8 protein-coding genes and 1 pseudogene are annotated in these 13,129 nt (G+C 71.7%); 7 read left to right on the forward strand and 2 right to left on the reverse strand.

Annotated elements, in window-relative coordinates:
- The first annotated feature begins 2 nt into the window (after positions 1 to 2).
- The 3 genes and pseudogenes from QNO07_RS26380 (at position 3) to QNO07_RS26390 (ending at position 4,808) form a co-directional block, all read left to right on the forward strand.
- Positions 3 to 743, forward strand: a complete 741-nt coding sequence (locus QNO07_RS26380) for a GNAT family N-acetyltransferase (RefSeq protein ID WP_283995027.1) — start codon at positions 3 to 5, stop codon at positions 741 to 743.
- Positions 744 to 798: 55 nt separating this feature from the next.
- Positions 799 to 2,601: pseudogene (locus QNO07_RS26385) on the forward strand (IucA/IucC family protein).
- A 209-nt stretch (positions 2,602 to 2,810) separates the two neighbouring features.
- Positions 2,811 to 4,808 (forward strand): ATP-dependent DNA helicase, encoded by a 1,998-nt coding sequence (locus QNO07_RS26390; RefSeq protein ID WP_283995028.1) that lies wholly within the window; start codon positions 2,811 to 2,813, stop codon positions 4,806 to 4,808.
- A 100-nt stretch (positions 4,809 to 4,908) separates the two neighbouring features.
- Here QNO07_RS26390 and lexA read toward each other — a convergent pair whose 3' ends face one another.
- The gene (gene lexA / locus QNO07_RS26395; RefSeq protein WP_283995029.1) at positions 4,909 to 5,712 is read right to left on the reverse strand and encodes a transcriptional repressor LexA; all 804 of its coding nucleotides are present in this window, start codon (positions 5,710 to 5,712) and stop codon (positions 4,909 to 4,911) included.
- A 477-nt stretch (positions 5,713 to 6,189) separates the two neighbouring features.
- Between lexA and nrdR the strand changes: the two genes are divergently transcribed.
- From nrdR to QNO07_RS26410, 3 genes are all read left to right on the forward strand, one after another.
- Positions 6,190 to 6,699 (forward strand): transcriptional regulator NrdR, encoded by a 510-nt coding sequence (nrdR, locus tag QNO07_RS26400; protein WP_283995030.1) that lies wholly within the window; start codon positions 6,190 to 6,192, stop codon positions 6,697 to 6,699.
- 118 nt (positions 6,700 to 6,817) lie between these two features.
- On the forward strand, positions 6,818 to 9,700 hold the full coding sequence (locus QNO07_RS26405; RefSeq protein ID WP_283995031.1) for a vitamin B12-dependent ribonucleotide reductase: 2,883 nt from the start codon (positions 6,818 to 6,820) through the stop codon (positions 9,698 to 9,700).
- 410 nt (positions 9,701 to 10,110) lie between these two features.
- Positions 10,111 to 11,034, forward strand: coding sequence for a hypothetical protein (locus QNO07_RS26410; protein ID WP_283995032.1), 924 nt, complete (start codon positions 10,111 to 10,113; stop codon positions 11,032 to 11,034).
- A 38-nt stretch (positions 11,035 to 11,072) separates the two neighbouring features.
- Here QNO07_RS26410 and QNO07_RS26415 read toward each other — a convergent pair whose 3' ends face one another.
- Complete coding sequence (locus QNO07_RS26415) at positions 11,073 to 11,573, reverse strand: HIT family protein (protein WP_283995033.1); 501 nt, start codon at positions 11,571 to 11,573, stop codon at positions 11,073 to 11,075.
- A gap of 223 nt (positions 11,574 to 11,796) precedes the next feature.
- Here QNO07_RS26415 and QNO07_RS26420 point away from each other — a divergent pair, with 223 nt between their 5' ends.
- Positions 11,797 to 13,071 carry a winged helix DNA-binding domain-containing protein gene (locus QNO07_RS26420; protein WP_283995034.1) on the forward strand — a complete coding sequence of 425 codons (1,275 nt, stop codon included), beginning with the start codon at positions 11,797 to 11,799 and terminating at the stop codon, positions 13,069 to 13,071.
- Positions 13,072 to 13,129 lie beyond the last annotated feature (58 nt).

Here is a 13,129-nt window from a genome sequence, read left to right on the forward strand (position 1 = left end):
CCATGCCGTCCACCGACCCGGCGACGGATGCCGGCAGTAACGACGAGACGCTGGAGCTGGACCTGCCGCCGGAGGTCGTCGCCCTCGCCGGCCGGCAACTTCCCGACGGGCAACCCGGGTACCGGCCGCCCCGGGAACTGCCGGAGCACACCACCGCCGGGCCGCCGTCCGCCGACCTGCTCGACGACGTGCCGCACTGGCCACCGGCCGCCACCCGCGTCGGACTGCTGCAACTCGTGCCCGTCCGCCAGCAACGCGATCTCGCCCTGCTGACCGGCTGGATGAACGACCCCGCCGTGCACCGCTACTGGGCGCTGGCCGGTGACGCCGCGGTCACCGCGGCCCATCTGCGGCCCCAGCTCACGGGCGACGGCCGCAGCGTGCCCTGCCTCGGCGTGCTCGACGGCACCCCGATGAGCTACTGGGAGATCTACCGCGCCGACCTCGACCCGCTCGCCCGCCACTACCCGGCCCGCCCGCACGACACCGGCGTGCACGTCCTCATCGGGCCCGCAGCACAGCGGGGGAGCGGCACCGGCACGGCGCTGCTGCGGGCGGTCGCCGACCTGATCCTCGACAGCCGCCCCGACTGCACCCGGGTGGTGGCCGAGCCCGACCTGCACAACACGCCCTCCGTCGCCGCGTTCCTCGGGGCGGGTTTCCGCCTCAGCGCCGAGGTGGACCTGCCCGACAAGCGCGCCGCGCTGCTCGTACGGGACCGCCTGCTGCGCCACGTGCTGTGACGTCGGTCGCCCACGCGGCACGTTCCGCCCCGCCCTCGACCCCAGGAGACCGCGCTTGCACCCTTCACCGAGCGGGTGGCGGCACGCCGCCCGCCAGCTGCTGGCCAAGATGTTCGCCGAGTTCGCCTACGAGGGCATCCTGACACCCGTCCCTGACAGCGCCCCCGGCGCCGCCCCCGACGGCCGCCCGGCGGCCGCAGCCGGCGACCGGCCCCCGGGCCGGCGCGAGGGGACGTACCGGATCGAGGTGCCCGGCGGCCCGGTCTACCGCTTCCGGGCCGACCGCGGCGCGTACGGCCACTGGCGGATCGATCCCGACTCACTCGCCCCCTCCGGCGACCCGCTGGAGTTCCTCGCCCGTGCCCACACGTCGCTGCTCCGGCTGAGCGGCGACACCACCGGGCACCTGCTGCGCGAGCTGACCGCCACCCTGCGGGCCGACACCCGCCTCGCCGCAGGCGCGCTGAGCGCCGCCGAGCTCGCCGACCTCGGCTACGCCGAGCTGGAAGGCCATATGCGCGGGCACCCGTGGCTGGTCGCCAACAAGGGCCGCATCGGATTCTCGGCCGCCGACACCGACCGCTGGGCACCCGAGGCCCGCAACCCCGTCCGGTTGCCCTGGACAGCGGTGCACCGCCGACTGGCCAGGTACCGCGGGGTGCCCTCACTGGCCACGCCCGAGACGCTCTACGCGCGTGAACTCAGCCAGGCGACCCGCGACCGCTTCGCCCGGACCGTCGCCGAGCAGGGGCACGACCCCGCCGACTATCTGTGGCTTCCCGTGCACCCCTGGTAGTGGGACACGACCATCGCGACGCTCTTCGCCGCCCAGCTGAGTGACGCCGGGATCATCGCGCTGCCGCCCGACGAGGACCAGCGGCTTCCGCAGCAGTCCGTGCGCACCTTCCTCAACATGAGCCGGCCCGGGAACCTCAGTGTGAAACTGCCGCTGTCGGTGCTGAACACCTTGGTCTGGCGTGGGCTTCCGACCGAACGCACGCTCGCAGCACCGGCCGTCACCCGCTGGATCCACTCCCTGCGCGACAGCGACCAGTTCCTCAAGGAGAGCCGGGTGGTCCTGCTCGGCGAGGTCGCCTCGGTGACGGTCGAGCACCCGCTGTACGACCGGCTGCCCGAGGTGCCCTACCAGTACCGCGAACTGCTCGGATGCATCTGGAGGGAGCCCGTCACCGGGTACCTCGCGCCCGGTGAGCGGGCCCGCACCCTGGCCGCGCTGCTGCACACCGGGGCCGACGGCCGGGCGGTCACCACCGAACTGGTCGCGCGTTCCGGGCTCGACCCGCGCGACTGGCTCCAGCACCTGCTGTCCGCCCTGCTGCCGCCGCTGCTGCACTTCCTCTACCGCTACGGCACGGTGTTCTCCCCGCACGGCGAGAACGCCGTGGTCGTCTACGACGCCCGTGACGTGCCGGTCCGGCTCGCGGTCAAGGACTTCGTCGACGACGTCAACCTCAGCGCGGCACCCCTGCCGGAACTCGCCGACGTGCCCGCCGACGTGCGGGAGGTGCTGCTCACCGAACCGCCCGCGTTCCTCACCCAGTTCCTGCACGCCGGGCTCTTCGTCGGCGTGTTCCGCTACCTGGCGCCGCTCTGCGAGCAGCAACTCGGCATTCCGGAGGCGGAGTTCTGGGCCATGGTCCGGGGGACCATCCTCGGCCACCAGCGGCGGTTCCCCGAACTCGGCGACCGCTTCACGCTCTTCGACCTGCTGACCCCGCGCATCGACCGGCTCTGCCTCAACCGCAACCGGCTGCACGCCGACGGGTACCGGGACCGTGCCGAACGCCCGCACGCCGTCGTGCACGGCACCGTGGCCAACCCGCTGCACGCGGGATGAGCACCCGCGCCGCCCGCCGACGGCGCGGTGACGACCTGAGGTGGCGGCGGGTGACGCTGGGTGGCGGCAGGTGGCAGGTGGCGGCAGGGCTTTCGGCGGGCGGGTGACGGGCGCACCGCGGCTGCGCGCCGCCGCGGGGTACCTCGTCCGCGGGGTTCCCAGGTGACCGTCGACGGGCTGTCGGTGCCACCCCGTAGGGTGGCTGCCCTATGAGCGCGACATCCGGCAGGCCTGCCCTCTCCGAACTTCTGCACGCTGCTGTGACCGCTGTCGGCGGCACCGAGCGGCCCGGTCAGACGGCGATGGCCGAGGCCGTCGCCGAGGCCGTCGAGGACGGCAGTCATCTGTTGATCCAGGCCGGCACCGGCACCGGCAAGTCGCTGGGATATCTCGTGCCCGCCCTCGCGCAGGGTGAGCGTGTGGTCGTCGCCACCGCCACCCTGGCGCTGCAGCGCCAGCTCGTCGAGCGGGACCTGCCCCGCACGGTCGAGGCGCTGCAGCCGCTGCTGCGGCGCCGCCCCGAGTACGCGATGCTCAAGGGGCGCTCCAACTACCTGTGCCTGCACCGCCTGCACGAGGGCATGCCGCAGGACGAGGAGGAGGGCCTGTTCGACCAGTTCGAGGCGGCCCAGGCGTCGTCGTACTCCGGCAGCGGCGCGACGAGCAGGCTCGGCAAGGACCTGCTGCGGCTGCGCGACTGGTCCGACGACACTGAGACGGGTGATCGCGACGACCTCACCCCGGGTGTCTCCGACCGCGCCTGGGCCCAGGTGTCGGTCTCCTCACGCGAGTGCCTGGGCGCCAGCAAGTGCGCCTACGGGGCTGACTGCTTCGCCGAGGCGGCCCGCGAGCGGGCCAAGCTGGCCGACGTCATCGTCACCAACCACGCGCTGCTGGCCATCGACGCCATCGAGGGTGCGCCGATCCTGCCCGGCCACGAGGTGCTGATCGTGGACGAGGCCCACGAGCTGGTCTCCCGCGTCACCGGGGTCGCCACCGGAGAGCTGACCCCCGGCGGGGTGCGGCGCGCGGTGCGACGGGCCGCGAAGCTCGTCGACGAGAAGGCCGCCGATCAGCTCCAGACCGCGTCGGAGACCTTCGAGCGGCTGATGGAGCTCGCCCTGCCGGGCCGCCTGGAGCAGATCCCCGAAGAGCTCGGCTACGCCCTGGCCGCGCTGCGCGACGCCGCCCGCACCTGCCTCACCGCGCTCGGCAACACCCGGGACAAGTCCGTGCAGGACGAGGACGCCGTGCGCAAGCAGGCCGTCGCCTCGATCGAGGGTGTGCACACGGTGGCGGAACGGCTGCTGGAGGGCTCCGAGTACGACGTCGTCTGGTACGAGCGGCACGACCGCTTCGGTGCCTCGCTGCGGGTGGCGCCGCTGTCGGTGTCCGGTCTGCTGCGCGAGAAGCTGTTCGCGGATCGGTCGGTGGTGCTGACCTCCGCCACCCTGCGGCTGGGCGGCGACTTCAACGGCGTCGGCGCCTCCCTCGGCCTCGCTCCGGAAGGACAGCAGCTCGACGAGATGCCCCGCTGGAAGGGCCTCGACGTGGGCTCGCCCTTCGACTACCGCAAGCAGGGCATTCTCTACGTGGCCCAGCACCTCGCGCCGCCCGGCCGGGAGGGCGGGCGCAGCGACATGCTGGACGAGCTGACCGAACTCGTCGAGGCCGCAGGGGGACGCACTCTCGGCCTGTTCTCGTCGATGCGGGCCGCGCAGAACGCCGCCGAGGAACTGCGCGGGCGGCTGGACCACCCGATCCTGCTCCAGGGCGAGGAGACGCTCGGCGAACTGATCCGCCGGTTCGCGGAGGACGCGCCGACCTGCCTGTTCGGCACGCTCAGCCTCTGGCAGGGCGTGGACGTCCCCGGCCCGCACTGCCAGCTGGTGGTGATGGACCGGGTCCCCTTCCCCCGGCCGGACGACCCGCTGATGAGCGCGCGGCAGAAGGCCGTCGAGGAGGCGGGCGGCAACGGCTTCATGGCGGTCGCCGCGACGCACGCCGCGCTCCTGATGGCGCAGGGTGCCGGGCGGCTGGTGCGCGCCACCGGCGACCGGGGCGTGGTCGCCGTGCTCGACCCGCGGCTGGCACGCGCCCGGTACGGCGGCTTCCTGCGGTCGTCGATGCCGGACTTCTGGTACACCACGGACCGCAACCAGGTCCGCCGTTCCCTCGCCGCCATCAACACACCAGCTGCCGACTGACCTGCCGGTTCCGCCCGTGCTGCTCGCTGCCGAGCGGGCGTGCGTCAGGCCCCGGGACAGGCGCAGTCGCCCCGGGGCCTGGTCCTTGATCGGCTGCCGCTCACACGCGGCGCATCACCGCGACCACCTTGCCGAGGATGGTGGCCTCGTCGCCCGGGATCGGCTGGTAGGAAGCATTGTGCGGCAGCAGCCACACGTGACCGTCCTCGCGCTTGAAGCGCTTGACGGTGGCCTCGCCGTCCAGCATGGCGGCGACGATGTCGCCGTTCTCGGCGACCGGCTGGCGGCGGACCGTGACCCAGTCCCCGTCGCAGATGGCAGCCTCGATCATCGAGTCGCCGACCACCTTCAGCACGAACAGCTCACCGTCGCCGACCAGTTGGCGCGGAAGCGGGAAGACGTCCTCGACGGACTCCTCGGCGAGGATCGGGCCGCCGGCGGCGATCCGGCCGACCAGCGGCACATAGGACGCAGCGGGCTTGCCGGCGGTGTCGGCGGCCTGCGTGCTCGGGGTGTCCGAGCCGCGTACCTCGTAGGCGCGCGGGCGGTGCGGGTCGCGCCGCAGGAAGCCCTTGCGCTCCAGCGCCATGAGCTGGTGGGCGACGGAGGAGGTGCTGGACAGGCCGACGGCCTGGCCGATCTCCCGCATCGACGGCGGGTAGCCGCGTCGCTGCACCGAATCGCGGATGACCTCGATCACCCGGCGCTGGCGGTCGGTGAGCCCGCTGCTGTCGGCGCGGATACCGGGAGGTCGTCCGGGCAGTGCGCGTCCGGGCTTGGTCTCCGACGCGCCGGCCGCGCTTCCCGGCACCCCCGCACCGTCGTTCGTCGGGCGCATCGGGTCGACGTGCTCCTGTGAACGGTCCTGCGGAGTGATGATGGCGCTGTCTGCGGTGGTGGTCACGTCGGCCCCTCTGAGCGGTTCTCCAGCGGTTCTCCCTAATGGGACAACGGTAGTTGCTTTCGAAAGGTTGCGCCAAACACACGTTCGAGTGAAATATCCGGGTTCGGCTGACGCTGAAGGGGTCGCGGTGTATGAGCCGGGCTGCCTGCGCGATTCTCCACGAGCGCCCTGACTGCAGTAGCCTCCCCTGTGCCGCCCCTCAGCCTCCCCTGTCGCAGGGCCCCTGCGAAGCGCGACACGCGCGAGGGTGCGAGTTGCTCGTATTGGCGGCCAGGCACCAGATGTAGTGGTTGTATAGGCGTCGGCACCCACAAGTTGTGGTCCCCCGTCGTTCTTGGCGGAGGGATCGCCTATGCTGGAGGCCAGCCGCCGCGGGTGTGAACCAGGACCTTGCGGTGTTGACGCAGGACGCCGTGCAGCTGTGCGGTCCGCCTGCGCGTACCGTGCACGACGAGGGTGGAAGGAAGGTGGAAAGACATGCACTGCCCCTTCTGCAGACACCCCGACAGCCGCGTCGTCGACAGCAGGACCGCCGACGACGGCACCGCGATCCGGCGGCGCCGGCAGTGCCCGCACTGCTCCCGGCGCTTCACCACGCTGGAGAACGCGTCACTCACCGTGATCAAGCGCAGTGGCGTGACCGAGCCGTTCAGCCGGGACAAGGTGATCGCCGGAGTGCGCAAGGCGTGCCAGGGTCGCCCCGTCACCGCGGACGCGCTCGCCCAGCTCGGCCAGCAGGTCGAGGAGGCGGTGCGCGCCACCGGCAGCGCGGAGCTGTCCACCCACGACGTCGGACTGGCGATACTCGGCCCGCTGCGCGAGCTGGACGTCGTCGCGTACCTCCGGTTCGCCTCGGTGTACCGGGCGTTCGACTCGTTGGAGGACTTCGAAGCAGCGATCGCGGAGCTCCGGGCGGCACAGCTCGGAACCTCCGACGCGCCGGACGGCGGCACTCCCGTGCCCGTCCCGGCCCCGGCCGCCGACTGAGCGGCCCCACCACCACAGACGTGACCGGCCGCCCCACGCGGACCGGTCGGCAGGCAGACATCGTGGCCCGGAACAATCGGGGCATATCAGGGCGTTACGCCCGAACAGGGAGGCGGAAGTGACAGAGACGGCGAGCGGCCCGGCACGGAGCGCACGTGCGAAGGGCAGCAAGGCGAGCAAGGGCATGCGCGTGGAGCGCATCCACACCACTCCCGGTGTGCACCCGTACGACGAGGTCGTCTGGGAGCGTCGCGACGTCGTCATGACGAACTGGCGCGACGGCTCGGTCAACTTCGAGCAGCGCGGCGTCGAGTTCCCCGAGTTCTGGTCGGTCAACGCGGCCAACATCGTCACCAGCAAGTACTTCCGCGGCGCGGTCGGCACGCCCCAGCGGGAGACCAGCCTGAAGCAGCTCATCGACCGCGTGGTGAAGACCTACAGCGCCGCGGGCGAGGAGCACGGCTACTTCGCCTCCCCGGCCGACGCCGAGATCTTCGAGCACGAACTGGCCTACGCCGTCCTGCACCAGGTCTTCGCGTTCAACTCCCCAGTGTGGTTCAACGTCGGCACCGCGCAGCCGCAGCAGGTCTCGGCGTGCTTCATCCTGTCCGTCGACGACTCCATGGAGTCCATCCTCGACTGGTACAAGGAAGAGGGGATGATCTTCAAGGGCGGCTCCGGCGCCGGCCTCAACCTCTCCCGCATCCGCTCCTCCAAGGAACTGCTCTCCTCCGGCGGCAACGCCTCGGGCCCGGTCTCCTTCATGCGCGGCGCCGACGCCTCCGCCGGAACCATCAAGTCCGGTGGCGCCACCCGCCGCGCGGCGAAGATGGTCGTGCTGGACGTCGACCACCCCGACGTGGAGGCCTTCATCGAGACGAAGGTCAAGGAGGAGGAGAAGATCCGCGCGCTGCGCGACGCGGGATTCGACATGGACCTGGGCGGCGACGACATCACGTCCGTCCAGTACCAGAACGCCAACAACTCCGTCCGCGTGAACGACGAGTTCATGAAGGCCGTCGAGGCCGGTTCGAAGTTCGGTCTGCGCTCCCGCATGACCGGCGAGGTCATCGAGGAGGTCGAGGCGAAGGCGCTCTTCCGCAAGATGGCCGAGGCCGCCCACGTCTGCGCCGACCCGGGCATCCAGTACGACGACATCATCAACCGGTGGCACACCTCGCCGGAGTCGGGCCGGATCACCGCGTCCAACCCGTGCAGCGAGTACATGCACCTGGACAACTCGTCCTGCAACCTGGCCTCGCTCAACCTGATGAAGTTCCTGCGCGACGACGACCAGGGCAACCAGTCGTTCGACGCCGAGACCTTCGCCAAGGTGGTCGAGCTGGTCATCACCGCGATGGACATCTCCATCTGCTTCGCCGACTTCCCCACGGAGAAGATCGGCGACACCACCCGCGCCTTCCGCCAGCTCGGCATCGGCTACGCCAACCTGGGCGCCCTGCTCATGGCGACCGGCCACGCCTACGACTCCGACGGCGGCCGGGCCCTTGCCGGCGCCATCACCTCCCTGATGACCGGCACCTCCTACCGCCGGTCCGCCGAGCTGGCCGCGGTCGTCGGCCCGTACGACGGCTTCGCCCGCAACGCCGAGGCGCACCGGCGCGTCATGCAGCAGCACGCCGACGCCAACACCGCGGCGAAGCGCATGGACGACCTGGACAACCCGGTGTGGGCGGCGGCCACCGAGGCGTGGCAGGACGTGCTGCGGCTCGGCAAGAAGAACGGCTTCCGCAACGCGCAGGCGAGCGTGCTGGCGCCCACCGGCACCATCGGCCTGATGATGGACTGCGACACCACCGGCGTCGAGCCCGACCTCGCACTGGTGAAGTTCAAGAAGCTGGTCGGCGGCGGGTCCATGCAGATCGTGAACAACACGGTCCCCAAGGCGCTCAAGCGGATGGGCTACCAGCCCGAGCAGGTCGAGGCGGTCGTCGCGCACATCGCCGAGCACGGCAACGTGATCGACGCCCCGGGCCTCAAGCCCGAGCACTACGAGGTCTTCGACTGCGCCATGGGGGAACGTTCCATCTCCCCGATGGGCCACGTGCGTATGATGGCCGCCGCGCAGCCCTTCCTGAGCGGTGCGATCAGCAAGACGGTCAACATGCCGGCCTCCAGCACAGTGGAGGACGTCGAGGAGATCTACCTCCAGGGCTGGAAGCTCGGCACCAAGGCGCTTGCCGTCTACGTCGAGAACAGCAAGGTGGGCCAGCCTCTCTCCGCGAAGACCAAGGAGAAGGCGGCCGAGCCCGTCGCCGAGCCGGAGCCGGCGAAGGTCGTCGAGTACCGCCCGGTGCGCAAGCGGCTGCCCAAGGGCCGTCCCGGCATCACCACCAGCTTCACCGTCGGTGGCGCCGAGGGCTACATGACGGCGAACTCCTACCCGGACGACGGCCTCGGCGAGGTCTTCCTGAAGATGTCCAAGCAGGGCTCGACCCTCGCGGGCATGATGGACGCCTTCTCCATCGCCGTCTCCGTCGGCCTCCAGTACGGCGTGCCGCTGGAGACCTACGTCTCGAAGTTCACCAACATGCGCTTCGAGCCGGCCGGCATGACGGACGACCCGGACGTGCGGATGGCGCAGTCGATCGTCGACTACATCTTCCGTCGCCTGGCGCTGGACTTCCTCCCGTTCGAGACGCGCTCGGCGCTGGGCATCCACTCCGCCGCCGAACGCCAGCGGCACCTGGAGACCGGTTCCTACGAGCCGTCCGAGGACGAGATGGACGTCGAGGGCCTCTCCCAGTCCGCTCCGCGCCAGCCCGCCGCGACCCGGCAGCCGGGCCCGCAGCACGAGCCGGAGGTCGCCGCCACCGAGCTGCCGGCCCCGACGAAGGCGCACAACTCGACCGAACTGGCCGAGATGCAGCTGGGCCTGAACGCCGACGCCCCGCTGTGCTTCTCCTGCGGCACCAAGATGCGCCGCGCGGGCAGCTGCTACCTCTGCGAGGGCTGCGGCTCCACCAGCGGCTGCAGCTGACGGCCGGCGCCGCTGAGGCGTGACCGAGCAGCAGGGGCCGGTGGGACCGGGTGACCGGTTCCACCGGCCCCTGCCGCCTGTGCGTGAGGCGCGGGGGTGGCGTCCGGAGGGAGCGGGGTCGTGCCGACGCGACGAGCCGTTCGGCTCGGTGGGTCGCCGTGAAGAGGCTTGCCGCAGTGGTTGCCGTCGTGGCATGCTCCGGACATGATCAAGAGAAGCGAGTCCGCCGTCCGCCGTTGAGCGGTACGACCGGGACAGGACTGCCCGGATCGACGTCGACACTGTTCGGCCACGCCCTGCGACTGCACCGGCTGGCACCGTGCGAGCCGCTGCCCCGCGCCGGCGAACCGTATCCCGACGACAGGGCGCACCGTCGTCGCTCCCGCTCCGGGGCGGTCGGGGGACAGCACATGGCGGGTGTGGAAGCGGCGCTCGTCCTGGACGCGCACTTCCGTCGGGCCTCCGCGCCGCCCGGCGAGCTGGCGGATGCCTTCCACGGCCTCCACGTCCCGATCCACCACAACCGGCACATCGCCGCCGCCGCTGAGCGGGCGGACAGGGACGAAGTGCGCCGAGCGGGCAGGTGGCTGGTTCGGAACGGGGTCGATCGGTGCTCGGTCACTGTCGGACTCGCACTGGTCGCGGCCGTGGCGACGACCGATGACATCCCCCTGATCCAGACGATCGGACTGCTGTCCCGCCGGTTCGGCCCGCTGGCGGCACACGCTTTGGAACGGCTGCCAGGCAGGACCGAGGCCCTGCTCTGGCTCGCCGATCGTGTCACCGGATGGGGCAGGGTCCACGTCGTGGAAGCCCTCTGCCGACTCGACGACCCCGCTGCCCGGCCATGGCTGCTCCGCCGGGCCTGCGACGACGACTACCTGAACCGCTACTTCGCCGGCACGGTCGCCGTCGCGGCAGGACTGCACGAGGCCGTGCGGGACCTCGCTAGTGATCACGAGTTCATCGAGCACACCGGTCGGCTGCTCCTCATGATGAGCGACTGCGAAGGCACGGGCGCCACGCTCGCCCACTACCCTCACTCGGCAATGGTCTGGGAAGCCCACTCCGGCCAGGTGCGCCTGCTCAGCCCGAGCGTGGAGGGCTTCGTCACCCTCGCGATGCTCGCCCAGTTCCTGACAACCGCCTCTCCCGAAGCCGCCGGGTGCACGGCGGAGCAGAGGCGAGCCCTTCGGGCGGCATACGTGTCCCTGCTGGACCGGGAGGACTGGGCCGACGCCGCCCGTGCCGGTCTCGCGGCACGGGACCGCCGGATGCGCTGGCTGGTGGACTTCCGGGCGCCGGAACTGAGGCTGCGAGCGCTGCCCGGGTGACTCCGGGGGCCGGGCGGCAGCGCAGGCAACCGCCGACGTCAGCAGCCGTCCGTGGTTGCCGGTCTGCTGGTGTCCTCGTCCAGTGCGGCGCCGATCGCCGCGCGCAGCCCGTCGTGCTGCGGGGCGAGGGCGTGGCGGGCGTCGGTCCACCTGTCGCGCGGGTAAAGCCACACCGGCATGCGCCGCAGGTCCGCCGGCTCCCACGCGTACCGTGGCCACACGTGGGCGTGCAGAAAACCGTCGGTGTTTCCGAGGATCTCCAGGTTCACCCGGGCGAACGCCGGATCGGCGCCGGCGCAGGCCCGTTCCACCGCCTCACCGAGACGGTCCATGTCGGCCAGGAAGGCGAGCCGCCGGCCGCGACGCAGCTCGGACAACCTGCTGACCTGCGGATCATCCGCCAGCAGTACCGAATAGCCCGGCAGGAACTGCACGTCCCCGATCACGGCGAAACCCGCGGCCAAGCGCCGCAGCACGCACGGGTTCTCTCCTCGCAACGCACTGCCGATGCGATCCGTCCGCCAGTCACCCGTCTCCATGGCGGCACCGTACTCGGGTCCCCTCGTCCGTATCGGCCGACGGTATCTTTGCACCTGCGACGGATGGGCCGAGCCCCGAGCCGGTCCTGCGGACCGGTGGGTGTGGGCGGGCCGGTGCCTGGGGGCGATGTCCGCAGCAGGGCCGGTGTCAGGGGTGCCGCCTACGATGCGAAGGACCGGGTCGGCACACGGGCAGGCCACGGAGATCCGCAGGAGGGGCATCGTGGGCAGCGCTCGTCGCAGGATCACCGCGGACCAGCGCCGGTCCCGGCTGGGGGAGCGGCACCGCCTGGCGGCGGGTGCGCGGGCCGACCGGGTGGAGCAGGTCGCCGAGAGCCTGGTGGGGCTGCACGCCACCGACCCGGCCACCGTCTTCCTCGCCGCAAGGGCGCGGATGCGGCTGCCGGAGGTGGCCGCGGTGGAACGGGCCCTCTACGAGGACCTCACGCTGACCCGTCTGCTCTGCATGCGGCGCACGATGTTCGTGGTGCCCACGACCCTCGCACCCACCGTGGTCGCCTCCACCGCACGGGCCATCGCGGAGAAGGAGAGAGCCGGCTGCCTGAAGTTCCTGGCCGAGGGCGCCGGGTGGGACGAAGCCAAGGTCAGGGCGGCGGAAGACGCGGTGCTGGCCGTGCTTGCGGAACGCGGCGAGGCCACCGCCGCGCAACTGGGTGCCGCCGTCCCGGCACTGCGCGAGCAGATCGTGGTGGCCCCGGGCAAGCCCTACGAGGCCCGGCAGGCGGCCTCCGCCCGCCTGGTGCGGGTGCTGGCTGCCGAGGGCAGGATCCGGCGGGGCCGTCCGCTGGGCTCCTGGACGTCCAGCCAGTTCCGGTGGGCCCTGCCCGCCTCCACGCCCGCACCCGATGGCGGGCCGGTCGAAGCCGGACCTGCGGGCGGCGGCCTGTCCGGAGGCCGCCCGGCGGGAGACGGGGCGGCGGGACATGGCGCGGCCGAGGAAGGCTCGGCGGAGGAGCGGGCGAAGGTCCGGCTGGTCCACTCGTATCTGGCCTCCTTCGGACCGGCCACCGCCGAGGACGTCAAGTGGTGGACAGGCTGGACCATGACGGCCACGCGCCGGGCACTCCCGGCGACCGGTGCGGAGGAGGTCGAACTGGACGAAGGTGTCGGCTTCGACCTGCCGGAGGGGGCGGAACGGCACCCCGGGGAGGCGGAACCGTGGGTGGTGCTGCTGCCCGCCCTCGACCCGACGGCCATGGGATGGCGGCACCGGGACTGGTACACCGACCCTGCCCACCGCGCGGCTCTCTTCGACCGCAACGGGAACATCGGCCCCACCGTGTGGAGTGACGGCCGTGTTGTCGGAGGATGGGCGCAGCGCCCCAGCGGGCAGATCGTGTGGCGGCTGCTGGTGGATACGGGCCGGGAGACCACCGCGGCGGTCGAACGGGAGGCTGCCGCACTGGCCGACTGGTTCGGGGACGTCCGCACCCGACCCGCCTTCCGCACTCCACTGGAACGTGAGCTGTCCGCCTAATGGGAGCTACCGGGTGAGCCGCGCTGGCAGACTCGGTGCCTGGTAGCCGCCGGTGAGT

The sequence above is a fragment of the Streptomyces sp. 549 genome (assembly GCF_030124175.1).
Lineage (GTDB): Bacteria > Actinomycetota > Actinomycetes > Streptomycetales > Streptomycetaceae > Streptomyces.

What these genes read in the sequence shown, in the direction of transcription:
- QNO07_RS26380 (WP_283995027.1), top strand. Translation starts at nt 3, where the DNA reads ATGCCGTCCACCGACCCGGCGACGGATGCCGGCAGTAACGACGAGACG.
- QNO07_RS26390 (WP_283995028.1), top strand. Translation starts at nt 2,811, where the DNA reads ATGAGCGCGACATCCGGCAGGCCTGCCCTCTCCGAACTTCTGCACGCT.
- nrdR (WP_283995030.1), top strand. Translation starts at nt 6,190, where the DNA reads ATGCACTGCCCCTTCTGCAGACACCCCGACAGCCGCGTCGTCGACAGC.
- QNO07_RS26410 (WP_283995032.1), top strand. Translation starts at nt 10,111, where the DNA reads ATGGCGGGTGTGGAAGCGGCGCTCGTCCTGGACGCGCACTTCCGTCGG.
- QNO07_RS26415 (WP_283995033.1), bottom strand. Translation starts at nt 11,573, where the DNA reads ATGGAGACGGGTGACTGGCGGACGGATCGCATCGGCAGTGCGTTGCGA.